This is a genomic window from Acetobacter sicerae (assembly GCF_011516765.1).
Taxonomy (GTDB): domain Bacteria; phylum Pseudomonadota; class Alphaproteobacteria; order Acetobacterales; family Acetobacteraceae; genus Acetobacter; species Acetobacter sicerae.
In genome coordinates this window covers 94,365-117,811 of the sequence record NZ_JAAABN010000003.1, presented here as the reverse complement: position 1 = coordinate 117,811, position 23,447 = coordinate 94,365, and the positions used below count along the sequence as shown (strand labels likewise).

19 protein-coding genes are annotated in these 23,447 nt (G+C 59.7%); 14 read left to right on the top strand and 5 right to left on the bottom strand.

Annotation, left to right across the window (positions count from 1 at the left end; genetic code table 11):
• Positions 1–29 precede the first annotated feature (29 nt).
• Complete coding sequence (locus tag GVI59_RS04720) at positions 30–947, bottom strand: glycosyltransferase family 9 protein (RefSeq protein WP_173573151.1); 918 nt, start codon at positions 945–947, stop codon at positions 30–32.
• Positions 948–1,008: 61 nt separating this feature from the next.
• Positions 1,009–1,833 (bottom strand): tetratricopeptide repeat protein, encoded by an 825-nt coding sequence (locus tag GVI59_RS04715; protein WP_242012950.1) that lies wholly within the window; start codon positions 1,831–1,833, stop codon positions 1,009–1,011.
• A gap of 216 nt (positions 1,834–2,049) precedes the next feature.
• Here GVI59_RS04715 and GVI59_RS04710 point away from each other — a divergent pair, with 216 nt between their 5' ends.
• The 5 genes from GVI59_RS04710 (at position 2,050) to GVI59_RS04690 (ending at position 8,426) form a co-directional block, all read left to right on the top strand.
• Positions 2,050–3,252, top strand: a complete 1,203-nt coding sequence (locus GVI59_RS04710) for a glycosyltransferase family 4 protein (protein WP_173573149.1) — start codon at positions 2,050–2,052, stop codon at positions 3,250–3,252.
• 184 nt (positions 3,253–3,436) lie between these two features.
• Complete coding sequence (locus tag GVI59_RS04705; protein WP_173573148.1) at positions 3,437–4,162, top strand: IclR family transcriptional regulator; 726 nt, start codon at positions 3,437–3,439, stop codon at positions 4,160–4,162.
• A 90-nt stretch (positions 4,163–4,252) separates the two neighbouring features.
• Entirely contained in the window at positions 4,253–4,654 is a 402-nt protein-coding gene (locus GVI59_RS04700) for a GlcG/HbpS family heme-binding protein (protein ID WP_173573147.1), read from the top strand.
• 45 nt (positions 4,655–4,699) lie between these two features.
• Entirely contained in the window at positions 4,700–5,929 is a 1,230-nt protein-coding gene (locus GVI59_RS04695) for an MFS transporter (protein WP_173573146.1), read from the top strand.
• 769 nt (positions 5,930–6,698) lie between these two features.
• A complete protein-coding gene (locus GVI59_RS04690) occupies positions 6,699–8,426 on the top strand; it encodes a Hint domain-containing protein (RefSeq protein WP_173573145.1) in 1,728 nt (575 codons plus the stop codon).
• 129 nt (positions 8,427–8,555) lie between these two features.
• Here GVI59_RS04690 and GVI59_RS04685 read toward each other — a convergent pair whose 3' ends face one another.
• Positions 8,556–9,707, bottom strand: a complete 1,152-nt coding sequence (locus GVI59_RS04685; protein WP_173573144.1) for a pyridoxal phosphate-dependent aminotransferase — start codon at positions 9,705–9,707, stop codon at positions 8,556–8,558.
• A gap of 163 nt (positions 9,708–9,870) precedes the next feature.
• Here GVI59_RS04685 and GVI59_RS04680 point away from each other — a divergent pair, with 163 nt between their 5' ends.
• The 7 genes from GVI59_RS04680 to GVI59_RS04650 all read left to right on the top strand — a co-directional run bounded on the left by GVI59_RS04680 (position 9,871) and on the right by GVI59_RS04650 (position 17,096).
• Entirely contained in the window at positions 9,871–11,184 is a 1,314-nt protein-coding gene (locus GVI59_RS04680) for an Nramp family divalent metal transporter (RefSeq protein ID WP_173573143.1), read from the top strand.
• A gap of 234 nt (positions 11,185–11,418) precedes the next feature.
• On the top strand, positions 11,419–12,612 hold the full coding sequence (locus GVI59_RS04675; protein WP_173573142.1) for an aspartate aminotransferase family protein: 1,194 nt from the start codon (positions 11,419–11,421) through the stop codon (positions 12,610–12,612).
• Complete coding sequence (argF, locus tag GVI59_RS04670; protein ID WP_173573141.1) at positions 12,609–13,613, top strand: ornithine carbamoyltransferase; 1,005 nt, start codon at positions 12,609–12,611, stop codon at positions 13,611–13,613. The genes GVI59_RS04675 and argF overlap by 4 nt, the downstream gene beginning before the upstream one ends.
• Positions 13,610–13,960: a hypothetical protein gene (locus GVI59_RS04665; RefSeq protein WP_173573140.1), complete on the top strand. Its 351-nt coding sequence runs from the start codon at positions 13,610–13,612 to the stop codon at positions 13,958–13,960. The genes argF and GVI59_RS04665 overlap by 4 nt, the downstream gene beginning before the upstream one ends.
• 81 nt (positions 13,961–14,041) lie before the next feature.
• Positions 14,042–15,013, top strand: coding sequence for an Hsp33 family molecular chaperone HslO (gene hslO / locus GVI59_RS04660; protein ID WP_173573311.1), 972 nt, complete (start codon positions 14,042–14,044; stop codon positions 15,011–15,013).
• 72 nt (positions 15,014–15,085) lie between these two features.
• The gene (locus tag GVI59_RS04655) at positions 15,086–16,051 is read left to right on the top strand and encodes a hypothetical protein (RefSeq protein WP_173573139.1); all 966 of its coding nucleotides are present in this window, start codon (positions 15,086–15,088) and stop codon (positions 16,049–16,051) included.
• A 118-nt stretch (positions 16,052–16,169) separates the two neighbouring features.
• Positions 16,170–17,096 carry a YajG family lipoprotein gene (locus GVI59_RS04650; protein ID WP_173573138.1) on the top strand — a complete coding sequence of 309 codons (927 nt, stop codon included), beginning with the start codon at positions 16,170–16,172 and terminating at the stop codon, positions 17,094–17,096.
• A gap of 229 nt (positions 17,097–17,325) precedes the next feature.
• Here GVI59_RS04650 and GVI59_RS04645 read toward each other — a convergent pair whose 3' ends face one another.
• Both GVI59_RS04645 and GVI59_RS04640 read right to left on the bottom strand, forming a co-directional pair.
• Complete coding sequence (locus GVI59_RS04645) at positions 17,326–18,411, bottom strand: purine nucleoside permease (RefSeq protein WP_173573310.1); 1,086 nt, start codon at positions 18,409–18,411, stop codon at positions 17,326–17,328.
• 24 nt (positions 18,412–18,435) lie between these two features.
• Positions 18,436–20,007, bottom strand: a complete 1,572-nt coding sequence (locus GVI59_RS04640; protein WP_173573137.1) for an adenosine deaminase family protein — start codon at positions 20,005–20,007, stop codon at positions 18,436–18,438.
• 108 nt (positions 20,008–20,115) lie between these two features.
• Here GVI59_RS04640 and GVI59_RS04635 point away from each other — a divergent pair, with 108 nt between their 5' ends.
• Together GVI59_RS04635 and GVI59_RS18760 are read left to right on the top strand one after the other, a co-directional pair.
• Complete coding sequence (locus GVI59_RS04635; protein ID WP_173573136.1) at positions 20,116–22,299, top strand: M1 family metallopeptidase; 2,184 nt, start codon at positions 20,116–20,118, stop codon at positions 22,297–22,299.
• Between the two features lie 319 nt (positions 22,300–22,618).
• Positions 22,619–23,398, top strand: coding sequence for a hypothetical protein (locus GVI59_RS18760; protein WP_194299026.1), 780 nt, complete (start codon positions 22,619–22,621; stop codon positions 23,396–23,398).
• The last annotated feature ends 49 nt before the right edge of the window (positions 23,399–23,447 follow it).

Genomic DNA, 23,447 nt, shown 5'->3' with positions numbered 1-23,447 from the left:
CCTTATGGGGAAGGCCGACTTTAATGGCGTCAGCCGAGGGCGGAGACAACCCTATCCACGGAAAGAGTTGCCATATCGTGCACCCGGAGCACACGAACCTGCTCGGCAGACCGCCCGATGGGCGCGGTGAGGCCGGGATCGCTCTCGGCCGAGAATAGCACAAGGCAGCGACAGCCAACGGCGGCGGCGAGGTGCATCGGGCCGGTATCGTTGCCGATGGCGATTGTGGCCCCCGCGCATATGCCGCCCAGATCAAGGATGGATGTCTTTCCTGTCAGGTCAACGGCTTCGGGGCAGGCTGACTGAATGACGGCCGCCAGAGACGTATCCGCCCCGCTGCCGATGACAACCGGCGTCAGGCCCGTCGCCGCAAGATGAGCCGCCAGCTCGCCATAGCGTTCCGCCGCCCATCTTTTTCCCGGACGATGTGGCGCTGCTCCCGGCACGAGGACGACGTAGGGTGCGCTCAGCTGCGCGGTGAACCGGCGGCCCTGTGTGGTGAGCCATCCGAGATCTGCCACTTCCGGCACCTCCTCCATCCCGGCCACCCGGAGTTGGTCGCGCTGACGGGTGCGGGTGTGCATAAGGGTGCGGCTGGGATTGGTGTGAGAAAGAGTTCCACTGCCTCCGATACCGGACCAGTCAGCTTTTCCAGTCAGGCGACGATATCCGCTGGAGCGACCGGAGGTCTGGAGGTCATAGATCCGGTCGAAGCCGTTCAACTGCTGTCTGAGCCGCTTCATCCCCCGGAAATCGGTAATTTTCGGGCGCGTATCAATCTCGATCTGGTCGAACCACGGGCTGGCCTCGGCAAGCTCGCGGAACGGCGCTGTCGTCAGCAGGGTGATGGAGGCATCCGGGTGATGGGCGCGGATGGCGGCGAAGGCAGGAAAACTCTGCACGAAATCACCAAGGGCGCTGAGGCGGATGACAAGAATGCGCATCATGGACGGCAGATTGCCCTGCCCTGCCCTTTCACGCCAGTGGGACATACCTGTGGGGAGCGTATCAGTGAGCGTCCGGAACGGGAGCGGCCGCAGAGGCGTGCAGCGTCACAGTGCTCGGCGGAAGCGCATCCGGATCGGAGGCGAGAACCGTCAGATCCTGTCGCGCCAGATCGGCCTCGTGGGAATCCGGCTCGAGAGAAATGACCTTTTCCCAGTCGGCGCGCGCGCCTTCCGGGTTGTTCAGGCGCTGACGGATGATGCCACGTTCAAGCAGGGAGGTCGTGTCATCAGGCTCAAGCGTCAGAGACTGCTCAATATCGGTTTGCGCCTGCGTTATCGCATCCGTCTGAACTTCCGCCATCGCTTTCAGCCTGTGTGTCTCCGCCGCAAGGAGCGGATTATCAGCGAGCGGCGTCAGATCACGGATGACGGTCTGTGGCTGATCCAGCTGAAGGAGCGCCCGGTCTTTCAACAGGCGGAGGGCGATGGATTCCGGCGTCAGGGTCAGTCCGTATCCTGCGGCGTCAGCGGCTTTGCCGGGCATGGCCGCAGCGAACCAGGCGCGGGCGGCGTCGGCGGCGACATTGGCCCGCTCCTCCGTGGAATCATCGTCAGCGCCCGCTTCGTGTCTGGCCGCTTCATGCGCCAGCTGATCGAGCTGCTCCGCCCCGGCGAGAGCGTCTCCGGTCATGACTTCCGCAACCGCCCGGCAGTGTCCGATAGCCCGTTCGTTACCGGCGACCATGTGGCTGGACACATAATCGTCCACATCAGAGGGATCGTCATCCAGAAGGGCGAGGCATTCGGACAGGACAAAAGGAGGTTGCGTAACCGCTGCCGCCGCACGGGCGGCGCTGGCCCCGGTCGCCAGGGAGGCGAGCAGCATGAGGGTCGTTGCTGTCGGGCAGCCTGAGAACTGGACAGATTTCCGCTGTCCCGCTGCCTCGTGTGATGAAAGCAGAGGTTCGGAAACCAGAGACGGAGAAGAGGCCGGACCAGTCATGGGAGCCATTGAGGGCAGGGATGACGTTGTGGTCAAGGCCGAACGAAAAAAGAGACAACAAGGTGCGGGATCGGCTGGTCCGTGCTATCCGCGGAAATTATGAATGCGTTAACTCGTAGGCCAGTCATTCTTCAGGTTCTGCCTGCCCTTGATGCGGGCGGGGTGGAACGTGGCACCGTTGAAATGGTGCAGGCCATCGCAAAGGCTGGTGGAATGCCGCTTGTCGCCAGCGCGGAAGGGCGGCTGGCCCCGATGATCGCATACTATGGCGGTCGCCATATTCCGCTGGAACTTGGCAGGAAGTCGCCCTTCGCCATTCTGCGGAATGCGCGGAAACTCAGAGCGATCATCAGAAAGGAAAAGGTCAGTCTGGTCCACGCCCGTTCGCGCGCGCCGGCGTGGGCCGCGAAGCTGGCCTGCCGGTCTCGCGGGGTTCCTTTCATCACCACGTGGCACGGGGTGCATAATGCGAACTTCCGGGGGAAAAAGGCCTATAACGCCGTGCTGGCCGCAGGCGACCGTGTCATTGCCATCAGCCAGTTCATCGCAGACCGGCTGAGGCGGGAATACGCGGTCGGGGAGGATCGTCTTCGCACCATCCCGCGGGGCGCGGATACGGTGCAGTTCGACCCTGAAAACGTGCGTGGCGATCGGGTCAGCGCTGTTCTGAATTCATGGAACATCGAGGATGATGGCGCCGCGATCATTCTCATGCCGGCCCGGCTGACGGAATGGAAAGGGCAGGGGCTGCTGCTGGAAGCGCTTGCCATCATGATACGGGAGAGGGGAACGACGCGCCCGTGGGTCTGTGTGTTCGCGGGAGAAACGCCGGAGAAATCGACCTTTCCCGCCCAGCTCAAGTCGCGTGTTGTCGAACTCGGTCTGACCCCGCATGTGCGTTTTGGCGGTCATTGCACGGACATGCCCGCAGCCCTGGCTTTGTCCGAAATGGTGATCGTGCCGTCCCTGCGACCGGAACCGTTCGGGCGCGTCGTGGTCGAGGCGCAGGCGATGGCGCGTCCGGTCATTGTCGCGGCGCACGGAGCAGCGGTGGAGACAGTCCAGCATGGTGAAACCGGTCTGCTGTTTCCGCCTGGAGATGCGCGGGTTCTTGCGGAAATGATCGCCGCCACTCTGGAAGCGACGGATGAAGAGCGTATGGCTTTGGGTCATGCGGCCCGGCTCAATGTGCTGGAGCACTATACGACCCGGTCCATGCAGCAGGCGACGCTGGCGGTTTACGATGAAATGCTGGGGGAGGGCCTGGCTGGTCGTTTTGCGGAGCACGATGCCGGAAAGTAGCGGATTTCGGGGTTTTACCCTGTGCCCACAGAGGGGCGCGGCCCTTCGATCCCGGTTTGTCAGAAAATATAAAAAGTTTTTGGTGAAGCTTTTTTCAAAAAGCTTTGGGAACATCTTTTCAGAAAAAACACGCTCAATAAAAATTTCACTGTTTACGATCCAAAAGGTTTCCCAAAGGACCAGCATGACCAGAGACCCCAAGCTGATCCAGTCTGTCGAACGGGCCACCGCCATACTGGAGATCATCGCGCAGCAGGGCGGTGCTGCTTCACTCAGACAGATCGCCGCTCTGGCCGGTATCCGCAAAACGACCGCGCACAATATTCTGCAAACGCTGAACAGCCTTGGGTATGTCCGGCGGCGTTCCGGGGATATGCGGTATTATCTTGGCGGCCGCATCCTGAATCTGGCGCGTATTGCGGGAAATGACAGTGCTACACGCGAGAAATTAAGACCTGTTCTGGAAAACATCGCACACAAAACCGATCAGACCGTCTGGCTTGCCGTGCCGAGCGGAGACGAGGCGGCGTATCTCGACATCGTGGATTTCAGAAACCCGGACAGGGCCTCCGTGCACGCACCTTTCAGGGAGAAGCTGGAAGGTTCCGCTGTGGGGCTGGTCTTTCTGGCGTTTATTCCCGGCATGGCCAGACGTCTGGCCCGCTCTCTCACCGACGCGTCCATCTCATCCGCCACGGAGGCGATCGAAGCCGTGCGCGCCAGAGGTTACGCGCTTGATCTCGAAAATTATCATTCCGGCGTACACGGCGTCGCCATTCCCTGGCGGGAAAACGGCGAGGTTCTGGCCAGCCTGTGTGTCACCGGGCCCGCCGCCGAACTGCCGCAGCAGAAGCTGGTGCAGATGGCGTGGATGATGATGAAGCTCCAGACGGATTCCGTTCAACCATAGTGAATAAATCTCCATTTCACGGTCTGCCGTATTCCATTGTGTGCCAACTGCCTTAGCGTGCGGGTTTTTCTGCACGATTGAGGTTGTCTGATGAAACTCTCTGTTGCTTCCGCCATGATCGAGGCTGCGCTTGCCGAGGCTGAAAAGCGGAAGGTGGCTGTCTGCATCACGGTTGTGGACGCAGCCGCATGGCCTGTGGCCTTTGCCCGCATGGACGGCGCACCCCTCGGGGTGATCGATGTCAGCAGCAAGAAGGCGAAAACCGCTGTTCTGTTCCATATGGACAGCGAGACGTTCGCCAAGGTCGCTCACCCCAATGGAGAAGCCTATTCACTGGAAAACACGAACGGCGGCCTCACCAGCTTCGGCGGCGGTCTGCTCCTGAAAACGGCGGATGGCGTCATCGCCGGAGCTATTGGCGTTTCGGGAGCCAGCACCGAAGATGACATCGCCATTGGCCGTATCGCCGCCCGTGTGCTTACACCTGCCTGATCACAAGCGTCCTGTTTTCCTGACAGGCTTATACCCGGATCTTTCATGACGACAGATACTGCACCAGCGACTGCACCGGCCGAGTTCGCCCCCGTGCCGGTCCCGCCACCACATGGTCGCACCGCTGCTTTCCTTGTTCTGACTTTCGGCACATTCGTGGTCGGCACCGGCGAGTTCGCCATCATGGGCATGCTGCCCGAGTTTGCGGCCTCGCTGAATCTTTCGACCGCCGATGCGGGTTACGCCATTACGGCCTATGCCCTTGGCGTGGTGATCGGCGCGCCGCTGATCACCATTCTGGGCGCACGACTGTCCCGGCGTGAACTGCTGCTGCTGCTCTATGTGCTGTTCTGCGGCGGCAATCTGCTCAGCATCGTCATGCCGACCGCAGGGCTGATCGAGATCGGACGATTCATCACCGGCCTCCCACATGGCGCGCTGTTTGGCATCTCCGCACTTGTTGCGGCGTCGATGGTCGATCACTCCCGCCGGGGCTGGGCGGTGGGGCGGGTTCTGTCCGGCATCGCCATCGCCACACTGGTCGGCGCACCCTTCTCCACCTTCGCGGCCGATCATTTCGGCTGGCGTGTGTCCTACCTGATCATCGGCCTGTGCGGTCTGATCACCTTCGCGGGCGTCTGGCGCTACATCCCTGCGGACAAGCCCAACCGAAAGAACTCTCCGCTGAAGGAAGTGACTGCGCTGTTCAACGCGCAGGTTCTGCTGACACTGCTGACCGCCGCCATCGGCTTTGGTGGCATGTTCACCATCTATACCTATCTCACCAGTGTTCTTCAGAATGTGACCCATGTGCCTGAATGGGAAATCATGACGTTCATGATCGTCTGGGGCGCGGGAATGCTTGCGGGTGCGAATGTCGGAGCCTGGCTGGTTGACCGCAATCTCTCGTTGGCCGCCATTCTGGCGCTTTCGGGAAGTGCGATCGGTATGCTGGTGTTTCCATTCGTGCTGCACAATCCGGCACTGCTTATGATCGATGTGTTCCTGATCCCGACTTTTGTGAACGCTCTCGGTCCGGCCCTTCAGACCCGGCTCATGGACTTTGCAGGAGACGCCCAGACACTCGCCGCCTCCCTCAATCACTCGGCGTTCAATGTCGCCAACGCGATGGGGGCTTCGCTGGGGAGCGCCCTGCTGGCGGCTCAGTACAGCTACGGCTCTCTGGGCATCGGGGCGGCTCTGCTCTCTGTCGGAGGTCTGGTGGTTTACCTTCTGGCGCTTGCCCTGCTGAAACGCTCTCTGGTTCCTGCCTGATAGATGTTTATAATTTACCTGTTTTACCCGGGAGCAACGGCTTCCGGGTTTTTATGAGAGCAGATATCAAGCATCGCCTGTCGTGGTGAAAAAACTGCTCCTGTCAGGGTAGGGATTTCGGTCTCTCGATTTGCTCATCAGCCTGTGTCTGTAGCGCATCGTCTATGATCCTTTCCGGCCCTTATCCTCCGATACGACAAAAATCTGCTTTCTCTGCCAGCCTTTTCGGAACTGGAACAGTGGATAACGGCTTGATGGGCGCTTTCTGAAGTGTGCCGTCAGTTAATCCGAACGACAGCCAAGACGGGTTGAATGTTGCGCATTGCTATGCGTTCAGTCTGGCACACAATCGTCTGATTTTAATGCAGCGAAAGGCCGGTTTTCTCTTGGAGGGATGACTGCTGTTATCTGCCTGTTCCGGAAGGCAATACGGACGGGCGGCGCAGCGTCATATCCCTGCCAGCGATTAAAGGCTTCTGGATCGACTTTATCTGTCGGGTGGCTGCAATCGTGACTTGTTGTTTCGAGTTTGTAATTTAATGAGGATTGTACATTACAAGTTCGAAAAATTCCTTCGACATCAATGTGTTTGCGCTTTGAAATTACGACGGATTACCAAATTCTTAACGTGACCTTTTAAAAGCCACAATATAAAAGGAAAAATTACCAACAGGAGCATGTCACCCCGACGTGACAGCAACGAAATCCATGCCGGGAAACCTCTGGTCAGCCCGTCTGGTGGACGATCATAAAATTATAAGGGAATGGAATGGCCACAGTAATCTGGACTGGCGCAGCAGGCAACGACTGGACCGTTTCGGACAACTGGCAGGGTAACAGCTGGAATGGGGACAATGTCCCGCAGAGTTATGACTCTGTGGTGTTCAACGAAGGTGCGGATGTCGTTCTGTCGCAGAATGAGTCTGTCGGCGGCATTACTGTGAACGGGGCTGTAACCCTTTCGTCGAATGCGCAGTTTCTCGACAACGGAAACTACAGTCTTTCCCTTTCACAAGGCTCTGTGCTGACCCTGAACGATATCACCCTGACGACGAAGGAAATGGCTGGTGATTCAGCCAATGCGACGATCGTTCTAAAGGAAGCCGGCCTGACCGTTCAGTATGGAAATACGCTGAAGGGAACCGTCGTCTTCAATGATGTAAGTAATCCTGACGGCAGCGTCAGTGGCTCAACTCTTAACGTCGTCTATTATGACAGCGGCAATACATCCAATGCTGTCATAAAGAATTTCAGCAATTATGATAAAATCATTATCTCCGGAAATGAGCCGGACAATGTCCATCTCGTCCTGAACAGTGATGGTGTCACCTACAGTTTGCAGGGTACCCTCTGGGGTGCGACGCAGACGCTTTTCAGCAATATCGCACTGGCGGCGGGCGTAACGCCGGCCGACTTCACCTATACGCAAAATAGCGATGGCACCTACACATTTGCCTGCTTTCTTGCGGATTCCATGATCCTTACACCGCGGGGAGAAGTGCCGGTTCAGGATATCCTGATCGGTGATGATGTTGTGAGCATGGTCAACGGTCTTCCTGAAATCAGGAAGGTCGTCTGGACTGGCGTCACGCATGTTTCCGTACGCGCCGATCTCCCGGATGATGAGGCAGGCTATCCGGTGCGTATCCTGAAAGGGGCTTTCAGCCAGAATGTGCCCTGGAAAGACATGCTGATTACATCAGAACATTGTCTTTATCTTGAAGGCCGTTTCATCCCGGCTCGCCTGCTCGTCAATGGGCGTTCCATCTTCTACGACCGGACAATCACGTCCTACGATTACTATCACGTGGAAACAGAGCGGCATTCGATCCTTTCCGCCGATGGTGTACTGACGGAAAGTTATCTCGATACCGGCAACCGTTCTTCTTTCCGGCAGTCCGGCACCGTGGCTGCGTTGCCTCTGTCACGTTCCCTGTCATGGGAAAATGACGCCGCGGCTCCTCTGGAAGTCAGCCCTTCCTTTACCGCGCCCCTGTTTCATCAGATTGAAACGCGCGCCATTCGTAATGGACTGGACAATCGCGCGCCTCGTGCGGACACGACCACTGATCCACAACTGCGTCTGATGACCGATGGCGGGACGTTCATTCCTCCAGAGCGGCAGACTGGGCAGTTTGCGTTTTTCACCATTCCTGCAGGTGTAAAATCCGTCCGTCTTCTTTCCCGCTCAAGCCGTCCGCATGATGCTGTTGGGGCTTATATCGATGACCGACGCTCCCTCGGCGTGCTCGTCGGACGAATTGTGATGTCGCAGGGCAAAAGCAACCATGCGCTGACACGTCATCACCAGAGCGCACCTCTCGATGGCTGGTTTCCGTCTGAATCCTCCGGCGCACGCTGGACTTCAGGAAACGCCGCCATTCTGCTCGAAGGCATTGACCCAACCCATGAGAGGCTTCTGGCTGTCGAAATCCTGTCGGCAGGACCTTACGTTGTTGAAAGCGCGCCTGTTCCTTCGGAGAAACTGACGGCCTGATACAGCGAAGAGTGTCTGACCCTTCGCTTCATCCACAATCAGACTGGAGAGGCTAATTCCGACACAACGGGAAATGCGGAACATACTCGACTGTTTTTATCGTAAAGATGCGCCCTGATCCTTTCTGGATCAGGGCGTTTTCGACTCAGCCGTCCGCTCGGCGAACCACGGCGTCATCCGACGGATAGCCTCCCTGATCCGGTCTGTTGACACGGCGAAACTGAAGCGGATGAAATGTTTCCCATCCACCGGATCGAAATCGATCCCTGGCGCTGTCGCCACGCCGGTGTCTTCCAGCAGGCGGGTGCAGAACGCGAGACTGTCATCCGTCAGATGGCCGATATCGGCATAGATGTAGAAAGCGCCATCCGGTGGCGCGATATGCCGCAGTCCCCAGACGGGCAACGCCGCAAGCAACAGATCCCGATTGCACCGATAGGTTTCCAGATGGCCGTCAAGTTCGTCACGACACTCGAACGCCACCAGAGCCGCATGCTGACTCAGTGAGGATGGTGTGAGAAACATGTTGCCCATCCGGGCCTTTACGGCGTCAATCCGCTCTTCAGGCGCGACAAGCCAGCCGAGCCGCCAGGGCGCCATGCTGAAATATTTGGAAAAGCTGTTCACCACCAGCGCATTATCATCATATTCGAGAACGCTGTGTGTCGGCTTTCCAAAACTCAGACCGTGATAGATTTCATCGGAGACGATGCGGATGCCCCGTGCACGGCAGACCTCCACGATTGCGGAAAGCTCTTCCCCTGAGAGAATGGTGCCGGTCGGATTGGCGGGACTTGCAATAATCAAACCGTCCGGCGCTGGAGACAGGGCGGCGACAGCCTCTGCGGTCAGTTGGAAGCGCACGGATTCACCGCAGGGAATCTCGACGGCTTCCATGTGAAGCGCGCGGAGCGTGTTGCGATAGGCCACGTAACCGGGCCTCGCCAGCGCGATCCGCATGCCCGGCACGAAACAGCCTGTCAGGGCCAGCACGAGCGCAACCGACGCCCCCGCAGTCAGCGTGATCCGGTCCGGGGTCAGCGTTACACCGTAGCTTTCTGCGTAATGCCGGGCGATCCGTTCCTTGAGCGGCTCACTCTCCCAGTAGCCCATCGGATCGGTATCCAGCACATGATGCGCCCGGGCCACCGCCGCTTTCGGCGCGCTGGTCGAGGGCTGCCCGAATTCCATGTGAATGATGCTTCGACCGTCCGCTGCCAGACGGTGCGCCAGAGTGCTGAGCGTCACGGTGTGAAACGGATCAATCTCGGGAACAGTCATCAGCAGGTCCAACAGGTTGCGGAAGGACGTCCATCCTGCCCCAAACCCTCTGTCCCGGCCATGTCTTACAGGAATTGATGAGTATTTCCTGATGCAATCCTGTATAGCATTGTGCATATTATGCGGGCGAACCCGCTCTCACCACGCAGATCAGAGACCGACCGTGCCGAACGCAGACAGCACCCGCCGCAGCCTCCCGGACGTTTTCGCAACTGTCCACGTTCCCGGTCCCGGTGCTTCCGCGTTGAAACGGTTTCTCGCTTTTGCCGGTCCCGGCTACCTCATCTCGGTCGGCTACATGGACCCTGGCAACTGGGCGACAGACCTGCAGGGCGGTGCGCAGTTCGGCTATGCGCTGCTCAGTGTCATCCTGCTCTCCAACCTGATGGCGATCCTGCTTCAGGCTCTGTCGGCGCGACTTGGCATCGCTACGGGACTGGATCTCGCACAGGCCTGCCGGGAGCGGTTTCCGCGCGGGATCAACCTGCTGCTGTGGATTGCCTGTGAACTGGCTATCATCGCCTGTGATCTGGCGGAAGTGATCGGCACGGCCATCGCCCTGCAACTCCTGTTCGGCTTTTCCCTGCTGACAGGCTCCCTGCTCTCGGCGCTGGATGCGTTCATCGTGCTGCTGCTGATGGGGCGAGGCTTTCGCTATCTGGAAGCCTTCATCATCGGACTGCTGTGCATCATCGCCGGGTGCTTCGCCGCGCAACTGGTCATGGCCCGCCCTCCGATGGGGGGCATCCTGCACGGCTTCATCCCCACAACCAGCATTCTGACCAACCATGCGATGCTCTACATCGCCATCGGCATCGTCGGCGCGACGGTCATGCCGCATAACCTCTACCTGCACTCCTCCATCGTGCAGACCCGCGCCTATGAGCGGACGCCAGACGGTAAGCGTGAGGCCATCCGCTTCGCCACGCTCGACAGCACCATCGCCCTGTCACTGGCGCTGTTCATCAACGCCGCCATTCTGATCGTGGCTGCGGCCGCCTTTCATGAAACAGGCCATAGCGACGTGGCGGAGATCAGCGTGGCCTACCATCTGCTCTCTCCCGTGCTCGGCGCGGCGCTGGCCTCGACCCTGTTCGCCGTGGCCCTGCTGGCAGCGGGGATGAACTCGACCATCACCGGCACGCTGGCCGGACAGATCGTGATGGAAGGGTTCCTGCATCTGCGTCTGCCCGACTGGGCGCGGCGGCTGGTGACACGCGCCCTCGCCATTGTGCCGGTCGTGATCGCCTCCGTGTGGTTCGGCGACAAAAGCGTGGATAATCTGCTGCTCCTGAGTCAGGTGATCCTGTCCATGCAGCTTCCCTTCGCCGTGGTGCCGCTGGTCTGGTTCGTCACGCGGCGCGACATGATGGGACCGTTCACCATCTCCCGGCCTGTCGCGTGGCTGGCATGGCTGGTGTCGGGCATTATTCTCGCGCTGAACTTCAAGCTGCTTTACGACACGTTGCTGGGATGAGTTATTGGCGTAAGAAACTGCCCACAAAACGGGTTATACTTTCGCTGTACTGTTTCTCCGCATGACCTCTGCACAATGCGAGAGACTGTTTCCCGGTCATTTCGACACACTAGGTTTGACTTACACACACAAGCGCAGTCATCATACGCAATGAAACCGGACGCCCGCTCCCCACAGGCAGCGGGCCGTTTCTGTTTCAGCCCTTTCAATTCCCAAGCTGGACACACGGCTCTCATGATTTCCGCCCTGATGCCTACCTACAACCGCGCCGACCTCGCCTTTGAGCGGGGAGAGGGCGCCTGGCTGTACACAACGGACGGGCGACGATTTCTTGATTTCGCGGCAGGTATCGCCACCTGCTCCGTGGGGCACGCCAATCCGCAACTGGTGAAAGCCATTACCGAACAGGCCGCGAAGGTCATGCACGTTTCCAACCTGTTCCGGGTGCCGCAGGCCGAACGCCTCGCCGCCCGGCTGGTGGAGGCGACGTTCGCGGACAGCGTGTTCTTCTGTAATTCCGGCGCGGAGGCGAATGAAGGGATGGTGAAGGCCATCCGTCGTGCGCAGGCGAAGAGTGGCCATCCCGAGCGGACCCGCATCCTGTGCTTCGAAGGCGCATTCCATGGCCGCACGCTGGGCATGCTGTCCGCCACGGGCAACCCGACCTATCTCGACGGGTTCGGTGAACGTGCGCCGGGTTTCGACCATGTGCCGCTCAACAACATGAACGCGGTCCGTGATGCCGTGACGCCGGAAACCGCTGGTGTGATGCTGGAACCCATTCAGGGCGAAAGCGGCATCAAAGCGGCGGACAGGCGGTTCCTGCAGGAACTCCGCGCCATGTGTGACGAGTTCGGCCTGTTCCTCGGTTTTGACGAAGTACAGACCGGCGTGGGCCGCACCGGCCGGCTGTTCGCCCATGAGTGGTCGGGTGTGAATCCCGATGTCATGTCGGCGGCCAAAGGACTGGGTGGCGGGTTCCCCATCGGTGCGATCCTGGCCCGCGAAGCAGTGGCGAAACATCTGACTCCAGGCACGCACGGCACCACGTTTGGCGGCAATCCGCTGGCCTGCGCAGCAGCGAACGCTGTTCTGGATATTCTGCTGGCCCCCGGCTTTCTGGAGCAGGTGCGGGAGCGCGCCGCGTTTCTCGACACGAAGCTGGATGCGCTGATCAAAGATTTTCCCGACATTTTCTCGGAGCGTCGGGGGCTGGGACTGATGATCGGTCTCCGCTGTGTTCCCAAAGTGTCCGATGTGCTTGCCGCCGCTCAGGCAGCCGGACTTCTCGCCGTCTCCGCCGGAGACAATGTTCTGCGGCTCGTGCCGCCTCTCATCATCTCGGAACAGGATTGTCTTGCGGCCGTAAAGTGTCTCCGTCAGGCAGCCGAAACCGTCCGGGCCGCTATTCTGGAGACGACTTCGTGACGACCTCTGCCAAGACCCCTTCCCCGGCGCATCAGCCTGCCGGGAAGGAGATCCGCCACTTTCTTGATCTGCGCGATCTGGACAAGACCACGCTCAGACAGATCATCGACGTCGCGGCTGGCATGAAGCGGATGCAGCATGGCAGAAGCCGTCCGCTGCACCCGGCGAAGCCGCTGGAGGGCCGGGCGCTTGGCATCCTGTTGTCCAAGCCTTCCACCCGGACCCGTGTTTCCTTTGAAGTCGGCGCCCGTCAGCTGGGCGGTGACGCCGTCGTGCTGTCCGCAGGCGACACACAGTTGGGCCGTGGAGAGTCCGTGCAGGATACGGCGCGGGTTCTCTCGCGCTTTCTGGACGCCATCGTTCTGCGCACGGGCCGTACCGCCGCCCTGCACGAACTTGCCCGCTGGAGCTCCGTCCCGGTCATCAACGGCCTGACGCCGGATTCTCACCCGGTCCAGATCCTCGCGGACATCATGACGTTCGAGGAGCACAGGGGACCGATCGCGGGCCGCACTCTGGCGTGGGTCGGTGACGGCAACAATGTCGCCGCTTCCCTGATCGAAGCCGCGGCCCAGTTCGACTTCACCCTCCGCGTCGCCACGCCGAAGCAGCTGACGCCAAAACCGGAGGTCGTCGCCTGGGCGCGTCAGCAGGGTGCGAAGCTGGTTCTCACCAATGACCCACAGGAAGCCGTGGACGGCGCGGACTGTATTCTGACCGACACATGGGTCAGCATGTCCGATGAAGCCGCCGCCGAGCGCATCACGCTTCTGGAGCCTTACCGGGTGGACAGGGCGCTCATGCAGCGTGCGGCCAGGGACGCCCTGTTCATGCACTGTCTCCCGGCCCATATCGGAGAGGAAGTGACCGAGGACGTGTTCGAAAGTCCGGCTTCGGTGGTGTTCGATGAAGCTGAAAACCGGCTTCATGCCCAGAAGGGCCTGCTTGTCTGGGCGCTGGGCGGCGAGGACTGGACACGGTTTGGGGAGGAAGCGAAATGAGCGACGACAAAGCCGAAAATATCGTTGGAACAGGCCCTGAGGACGGTCCGCTTCAGATTTCCGCTACGGAAGACGGTCCGGCTGCTCCGGGCTGGCTGGAGCCGGAAGTGGACAAGGCGTTCGCCACGCTCGGCCTGCCTGCGGACAGGCTCCGTTCCTTTCGGGATTCCTATATCGACTGCCTTGCCTCGGCGCCCCGCAGTCAGGATCTCGATGTCGCCCATGACGCCTGTCGGCAGGGACTTCTCACCGCCCTGAAGTCGGCTTTCCCACTGGATGATGAAAAGCAGCAGGCTTTCAGGCAGACGCTGGAGGCTCTGGAAGCCCGGCTCACGGCTGACCTGTAAATCCGGTCATGGCGTGACCATATAGGGTTTTCTTCGGTGGCCGACAGGCTCGCGAAGAAGGACCGAAAAAGGAGAGGCATGTTGGAAACCCCTGCGTTTCTTGATCGCGATCGACCGGATGTGCCGGATATCGTTGTCCCCGGGGGGGTGACGCCTTTCCATCTGGCCGGTCGGCCGGTGCGTGGGCGTCTGGTCCGCCCCGGAAAGCTGGCTGACGCCATTCTCACGCGGCATAACCATGCGCCTGCCATCTCCGCTCTGGGCGGAAAAGCGCTCGCGCTTGTCGCCGGACTGGCCAGCGCCCTGAAATTTCAGGGCTCCTTCTCGTTGCAGATCAAGGGTGACGGCCCGGTCAGTCTTCTGCTGGCGGACTGCACCGACACTGGCGGCCTGCGCTTCTATGCCCGGCAGGATCAGGAACAGCTCGACGCGCTGCTTGCTTCCGGCAAACAGGTCACTGACCGTGACCTGACCGGAAACGGTTACCTCGCCCTGACGGTCGATCAGGGACCGGAGATGGACCGGCATCAGGGGATCGTTGAAATCACGGGTGACAGCCTCGCCGAGATGGCGATGCATTACTTCCAGACCAGTGAGCAGCACGCCTGCTGGACCATGCTGGCGGCGAAGCATATGGATGCGGGCTGGCGGTCCGGCGGGCTTATTCTTGAGCGGATCGCTGGCGGTGGTGGTTCGGAGGCCGATACTGACCTCTCCGATGGCCTCAATGAGCAGGGCGAGGATGCGTGGAACACGGCTCTTGCGCTTGCCGGGACGCTGACGGACGCCGAGTTGCTGGATGATGCGCTTCCTGCTGAAGAGTTGCTGTATCGTCTGTTCCATGAAGAGGATCTGGTCGTCGGACAGTCCCGGGCGCTTGCGTACGGATGTCGCTGTTCGAAAGCGAAACTGTCCGATGTTCTCTCGCGTTTCTCCGATGATGATCTCGACCATATGGTCGAGGACGGCGTCATCAGGATGACGTGCGAGTTCTGCAACCATGACTTCTGTTTCGGCCGCAATGAAGTCGGGGCGTTATCCGTTGCGGATTGACGTCTTTCCGATGGGCGAAAAACAGAAATGTCGCTAAAGTATTCAGCCAGACACTGAGGCAGCAGAGACAATATGCCCGAGGCATCGCAGGACAAAGTCGCTCCGGCAAAAGACGGAAGCATTGTCATTACTTTTCAGGGGCAGGCGCATACGCTGACTGTCAATCATCGTCCTCTCGTAAAGTTCTATCCCGGCTGGGCTCCGTTTGCCCTGCATGTCAGCCTGTTGCCTCTGCCGGTTCTGCGTCTGCGCCACGAGAAGGGAGCGGAGGCGCTCTGGTTTCTTGATCCGTCCTTCAATTATCGCACCAGTCGTTTCGCGGCCCTCACACCCGAAGAACGGAACGCCATCGTCGATGCCCTTGCGCCCTATTTCAAGGCGCTGATCTCCTCGGCTCTGGAGGCGCTTCGCCCCTCAACGCTTCAGCTTACGGAGAAGGTGCGCAATCTGGGGCGTGTTCTGTGTGAAGAGATTCTGTCCGCCTGGCTGGAGCGTTTCCCGCCGCCGGGTCGCTTCACTCCCCAGATGCTGCCGCAGGACGGTCTCTCATTCAGGGCCGAAAGTCCGCCGCTGAAGGCGACTGCTTTCCTGCAATTACTGTCTGTCGCACATGGGCTGACGTCAAAGACGTCTCCTGTCATCCTGTCTCCTTATGGCGGCGCCATTCTGCGTGGTTTTCCGCTGCTGCGCCTGCCTGATATGGAACTCACCCGGTTTGCTGACCCAGCCGCTAATATCGTGCTGTATATCGGCACTCTGAAACCGTCCGCAGATACTGAGATCGCTGTAATCTACTGTCCCCAGCAGGATATCATCCTGATGGAGAGGGATACGGATCTCGCCCGGCTCATTCCGGTGCGGCTGCTGTCGCTCTTTATCGGCAATCCGGACTCCGTCGAACTGGCTCCAAGAGAACTGACCGTGGACTTCGGTAAAGCCGGACTGTCCGGAGCCTTTGCGTTGGGTGCGGCGTCTTCGCTGCCGACATCCGTTCCCACCCTGCCCGGCAACTGGCCCAATCGACAAAACAGAACCTGATCAGCCGGATTTCCAAATACTTTCCGTTTATCCCAATCTGGCAGATAGTGCTCTTCAAAGAAACGCATGTCCGGTCAGGGTATCGTCTGGTCGGTAGTTCAAAATGGAGAATGGTGGGATGTCTCATATCCGCAAATGGCTCACTGTTACGCCCCGTTTCAGCCGTCAGGCCATGCGCCGGACAACGATGTTCAGTGCGCTTGCCGCGCTCACCCTGATCGCGGGCTGCTCATCATCAGACAATGCGATGACTGCCTTTCCCCCGTATCAGTATGGTTATCTCAACCAGATCCATCTGAACGTCGCCAGTTTGCAGGTGGCCGATCATGGTGCGCCGGGTTCAGTTCCGGGTGATGAGTCGGCGAATGCGCCCATTCCGCCAGATCAGGCCCTGACCCAGATGGCCCAGCAGAGGCTTGTAGCCGCCGGTCAGTCTGGCTCCGCCATTTTCACGATTGACGGCGCCTCGATTGTTCATGAGCCGGGCGGCACTCTGTCCGGGAAGATGGACACACATCTCGACATACAGTCCTCCACGGGCCAGCAGGTGGGAGAAGTGGAGGCGCATGTCACGCGCACCATGAAGCCTGATCTGAGCAAGGGTGATGCCGACAGCCGCGCCAATCTCTACGAGATCACGCGCCAGATGATGCAGGACATGAATGTCGAGCTGGAATTCCAGATCAGGAACAAGCTGAAGGACTGGCTGGTCGATGCGGGCGGCATGCCCACGGCAGCGGCAATCCAGACGGAATCCCTTGGCGGAAGCGCCGCGACGTCGGCGTCCTCTGCCGATACCGGCAGCGGCGTGACGACGACTGCCGCGGCACCCGCTTCGTCTGCTGCTCCCACCTCTCCAGCAGTTAAGGAAGCGGTCCCGGCCTCTGCGTCCTCTCAGTCGACTTCTGTTGAGTCTTCAGAGCCGAATGCGATTTTCCCTGGCGGCGTGGCGGATGACGCGACGGAGGCCACCAGCACGACCACAAAGGCGCGCTCTCCTGCCGCAGGCTATCTGAAAGCGCCTGCAAGCGTCACAAATCCCTGATTGCTGTTCCTGAAAGAGCCATCCTGTGAGGTGGCTCTTTCAACAGCCTGTGGTCTCCTTTGTGGCCCGATTTCAGAAGCTTTTTGGAAAAAGCTTCACCAAAAACTTCCGATGATTTTCAGACAGATAGACAGTATCCTTCTGTAATAATTCCTGATTCTTTCAGGATGTATTAAGGATCAGTTGTGCCGGAGCGGCTTCTTTTGTGGAAGACGGTTGAGCACAAAGCTCAGTTTCCACCTGCCGTGACGTTCTCATAACTCGACCAGTGAAGCGCCAGTTCCCGCACAACCGTGCTGCCAACCAGCCATGCCGCATCAAGAGAAGGGATGAAACCTGAAAAGCCGGTTTCATCAGCTTCTTCTTTTAGAAGAGCAGCCGCGCTTTCACCTGTCGGCGGCATGTCGTAATTGCTTGCCGCTCGCAGGATCAGCACGCGATTGATATCCACCCGTCCGGCTTTCGCCTGTGCGGAGAGAGCCTGCATCAGGCCGATATCTTCTTCCGCCGTGGTTGCGAACGTCCCCTGATTGTCGGTCCAGTATCTGACCCAGCGCTCCGCCCAGCCGTTCATCTTCGCGCCGACCCAGAAGGTTTCGGAAGAAAGCGTATCGCCTACCATGACCTGTGGCGGTTTCTGTGCGGCGGGGTAGTCCTTGTAGCGCGCACGGCTGGCCTGAAGGGAGGGCGCATCCGGGATGGTGACCGTGTGCGTCAAGGTATAGGCCCAGTTCACAAGGTGGGGATTGAGCGTATAGCCCATGTCGCCCCACTGTGAATGCAGCGCGGGCACCGGATGTAATGTCGGGCTGGCTCCCTGCACTGGTACAAAACCATCCGGCCAGTCAGAGGGAATTTCCCGCGCGTCGATCATATGGGCCAACCCGCCATTGATGACACGTGGCGCCCAGACCGCCGAACCGACAGACCCGAAATTCGGATTGATCCCGCCGATTCCGGCAAGCAGGAAATAGGCTTTTCGCAGATCAAAGCGCGGGTCAAGCACCAGTCCCGTCATGGCCGAGGCCATGTGCGATGGTCCCTCTCCCGTCACAATGCCCAGAACATGCAGGTCAGGATTATAACGCAGGACTTCATGATAGCTGCCCCGGGCCGGCAGCTCTTCGCTGAGTGGAAGTTTCTCCACCCAGTGCTGGAACTCTCCGGGCATGTCGCCTGTATCATTGCCGAGTTCGAATGTCGTCACAACCACGACCCGCACTGGTATTTTCGCAAGACTGGCAGCCTGGGCCTGAGACAGCACACTCCACACGGCAAGCGGGAGGCAGGCAAGGGAGGCAGGGAGGCGCATCAGGAAGTCCTTCAGGAAAAAGCCGGTTCAGTTCTTGAGTGGCTGGCCGGTCGCCACCTGATGCTCAAACTGGCTGAACTGATTTTCGAGATCCCATTGCAGTCGGGCTTTCTGGCTGTGTGCGAGCAGTTCCCTGCATAGGCCCTCCGGTTCCGCCTCTCTGGTGTCGACATCCGCACAGGCGGCCGCACGATGAAAAGGCTTTGTGCCGTCCCACAGGCTTTCTCCCGCGACAAATCCGTGCTCCAGCCCCATGCGGGATAGATCCTTCAGATCAGTGTAGGACAGGGCGTAGGTTTTCGCGGCCCGAAGATATTCATCGGTCAGGGTGATGCGTGAAACGCCTTCGTCGTCGGTGGACAGAGCGACCGGCACACCGTGTTCGCGGTAGGTCACGAACGGATGGGCGTTATCCTTGATGTCGAGGATCTGTTCATTGCTGCTCAGATTGATCTCGACGAGGATATTCCGCTTCGCCATTTCCGCGAGCAGGCCGTAAGGATCACGCTCCTGCATGATGTCCACGCCATGCCCGATCCGCGATGCACCGGCAATCTCGACTGCCTGCCGGATATGATTGTCCAGCCCTCCTGGAGCGACCAGCCCCGGAGACAGCTCGCCAGCATGCAGGGAGAGTTTCACCTTTGGCCAGCGCTCTGAAAGCGTGTGGAACATCTGCATATGCAGTGTGTAATCCTGCATGGCGATCGGATTGTCTTCCGGTCCGACGATATTGATGCCGACAAAGCGGCTGTCGGCGGTGGCCAGCGTGTAGCCGAAAGCGATCTGGGCCAGCACCATGCCGGGCGGCATCGTTCTGATCGTCTGGTAGAGATACCGGACCGCCACATGACAGCCGGGGGCGGCCTCACTGGTCCCGCACTTCATGGTCGCGCGAGCCTTGCGTTCCATGGAGTCCGTCTCTTCTCGCGCCAGTCTCACCAGATGGTTGAGATGAGGGACGACGCGGATTTCCGCCTGGGCGATATCGCTCTCACGACTGATCCTGCAAGAGGAGCCCAGCCGGGCCACGGCGTTCAGTTGCGGCGACACCATCAGTTCGACATAGGTGACATGATCCCGCGCCGCCTGAGAGAGGGCATCCACCAGCATGTCAGCGTCATGACCGGTTGTGGCGGGCAGGAATTTGTCGAATGTCGCAAAGAAATGGTCATGGCCTGACCGGTCCTGCGGCGAAGGGACAAAATTCCGCATCGAAATGGCGTCAATCGTCTGCGTGTAGAGGGCCTGATCCTGCATGATCCGGGCGGCCGGGATCGCGTCCTTTGAGGTGTGGAAGCCAAAGGCGCAGCGGGTCGGGCCGATCGCTCCCGTCTCCGGGTTCACGCAGAGCTGATCCTGTTTCGCCCATTCCAGAAGGCGTTCCGCGTAAATGGCGCCGACCAGATGGTTGTGCAGATCCGCCCCCTTCGGGAAGGCGCGCATGAAGAGGGAAAGCTCCTGCGGACTGGAGCGGATGGCTTCAAAACGGCTTGAGACTGCCGCCTGATCGGGGCTGCCCGGAGAGGCGGCAAACGCCACGGTTACAAACGGAAGGCTCAGCAGAGCTGGCAGAAAACGTCGGATCATTGCCTGCATGGTGTGCTTTTCACGTTAGGATGACAATTGCGGACAATATCGTGTTCACCTTGACGATGCTATCTGATGGGGTAGCACGGTAATCCGCCTGATGTCAGGAGACAGCGCATGCTGAAGAAACAGTCTTCCCCCCATTTCGTTTCCCGGATCGGGCGGGTGGTTCTGAAACGCGGCATGATCTGCCCGAAACGACGGAGTCTGCGCGTTGCGCTGCTGCTGACGGCCTTCGCGCTGCCCAGTTCTCTGACGACCCTCCACGCAGCGGATACCGGTGCGACGCCTGTGCAGGACGCGGGCAGAATCTTCGCGCCTCTGGCGTACCCCGATGCACCGAATGTCTATCGTTCCGGCAGCGGTCGCCGGGGACCACAGGCCTGGCAGAACAGGGCTGACTACGACATTAAGGTGACGATCGACCCGACCAACCGGACACTGTCCGGCAGCGAGATCATCACCTACACCAATAACAGCCCCGACGCTCTGGACGCACTGTGGGTGCAGCTCGATCAGAATATCTATCGGGAAGGCTCAAGAGCGGATTTCGTCAATCCCGAGCGGCATGAGCACCATACCGACGGCATCGCCATCGAGAGCGTGTCCATTGAGGATGAGGGCCGAAGCACGCCGCTGGTGCCGGTCATCTCCGATACACGCATGCAGCTTGCGCTGGCTGATCCGATGCAGAAGGGGGAGAAGCGGAAAATCCGTATTGTCTGGCATTATACCGTGCCGGGCGAGTGGGGTGGCCGCACCGCCGTTTCCCCCAGCAGGAACGGCGATATTTATGAAATAGCGCAGTTCTATCCCCGTATGGCCGTATATGATGACATTCGGGGATGGGATGCAGCGCCCTATCTCGGCCAGGAATTTTATCTGGAATACGGAGATTTCGACTACAGCGTCACCGTGCCGTCGCGTTTTGTCGTTGCTGGCTCTGGCGCACTTGTGAATCCCGCTGAAGTGCTGACGCAGGAGCAGCGTGACCGTCTGGCGCAGGCGGCGAAAAGCGAACAGCGGATCATGATCCGCACACAGGCAGAGGTCGAAGGCGCACAGCTTCCGCCGCCTCAGCCTGAAGCAACCCCTCCCGCGAAGAAGGGAGCCACCGAGCCGGATAAAAAAGCGGAGCCGCCGCAACCCGCGACCAGAACATGGCACTTCCGGATGGCCAATACCCGCGACGTGGCGTTCATGGCCTCCGCCGCCTTCCTGTGGGACGCCGCGAAGCTGGATCTGCCGCCTCTCTCAACGGGGAACGAGAAGGACAGGCAGCCTGCGCCCCGTCTGGCCATGTCCTTCTATCCTGTCGAAGGCATTGGCGCGCATGGATGGGACCGGTCCACGGCCTATGTGAAACACGCGATCGAGTATTTTTCGTCGCAATGGTCGCCCTATCCCTGGCCTAACGTCATCAATGCGGCAGGGCATGGCGCGAGCATGGAATATCCCGGTATCGCTTTTGGGGACACCAAAAAGCGGGATCCCGACCTTTTCGCCATGACGACCCATGAACTCGGCCATCAGTGGTTTCCCATGATGGTCGGGTCGAACGAGCGACGGCACGCCTTCATGGATGAAGGGTTTGACACTTTCATCGACACGATGGCGGCCACCCACTTCAACGGCGGAGAATTCGCCCCGAAACGGGATGCGGAATACGCGGCGCAAACCGGCAAACCCGCCATCGACATCGTCTCGTTGCTCAGGGACAGGGCAGCGCCCGTTCTGATGGCGCCCTCTGATACGGTTTCAGAGACGTACCGGCATGATCTGACCTATTTCAAGTCGGCTTATGGGCTGACGTTGCTGAGAGAGCAGATCCTCGGACCGGACCGCTTCGACCGGGCTTTGCGTGGTTACATAAAGGAGTGGTCTTTCCATCACCCCACGCCGTCAGATTTCTTCCGTTTCATGAACAGCGAGACGGGTGAGGATCTCTCCTGGTTCTGGCGTGGCTGGTATTTCAATAACTGGGCTGCCGATTATGCGGTGGGGGCAGTGTCCTATGCGGGAAATGATCCCAGGAACGGCGCCATCATTCCGGTCATCAACAAGGGACGGCTACCTTTGCCGGTGGTTCTGCAGGTGACATGGATGGACGGCAGTTCCGCCCGTATCCGCATCCCTACGGAAGCGTGGATGCTGCGCAGTCAACTGAACGTGCAGGTTGCCGGTAACCAGCTGGTCCGCACCGCCATTCTTGATCCCGACAAGAGCATCCCGGATATTGACCGCAGCAACAACAGTTTTGGAGAAATTCCGACGGCGTTTCCTGCCGCCGCTGGGCATTGAAGACGTTGCGGGTGGCAAACAGCCTTTCCGTCCGGTAAGCCAAAAATACTGCACGCATTGTCCGGAAGGCCGACATGCGTGCGGGGAATGCGAGCGTTACAAAAGAGCACAGGCTGCCCGGACAAGGTCGTTATTCAGTCACAAAACTGTGGCGAATGCTGCTTACATTCTGTTGTTGTCCGTATGATATCCTCGGTGGCGCAGGCCCCGGGTGACCCCCATATGGATATTATGGCCTTCCTTGGATGGCCCCCTGTCGTTTTTTGATCCCGTGCCCTGTCACGCAGAAAGATCTGATCGAAATTCCTGGAGAAGCGCCGTGAACATCAACCGTTTCAAGTTGCTGCAGAAGGCTGCTGTTGTTGCCCTGTCCACCTCGGTTCTCACACCGGCCTTCGCTCATCCGGGCGGAGGCGGTGGTGGCTTTGGCGGTGGCGGCGGTGGTTTTCATGGTGGTGGGGGCGGCGGCTTTGGCGGCGGAGGTGGTGGATTCCGCGGTGGCGGTGGCGGCGGCGGTTTCCGAGGCGGCCCGGGTGGTGGCTTCCACGGCGGTGGCTTTGGGGGTGGTCCAGGCGGTGGTTTCCATGGTGGAGGCCTTGGAGGGGGCTTCCGTGGCGGTGGTCCCGGTGGTTTTCGTGGAGGCGGTTTTGGCGGACGTGGTCCCGGCTGGGGCGGTGGCTGGCGTGGCGGCTGGGGAGGCTGGGGCGGCGGTTGGGGTGGACCCGGCTGGGGTTGGGGCTGGGGTGGATATCCCGCCTATTACGGCTGGGGCGGCTACCCATACTGGGGCGGTTACGGCGGCTGGGGTTGGGGCTGGGGCTGGGGCGCTCCGTTTGCTTTCGGGACCCTGTTAGGAATGTCCGTCGGAGCAGCCGCCGCAGAACCCGGATATTATGGTGACTACTACCAGCAGTCGGGAGGGTATGCTCAGCCTCCCGGTGATTATTCCCAGGGCTACGCCCAGCCCTATGGAAACGCCTATTATGGCGGGTATCAGCAGGCACCCGCGCCAGCTGCGACGCAGGTGCCCAGCAATGTCGTCACCTGCTCGCCGGGGCTGTATTTCAACAGGCTGACCGAAAGCTGTGATCGGCGGTAAAGGCCTGTTGTCCTGAGTGCTGAAGACAGAAAACCCCGCCGGACAGGGG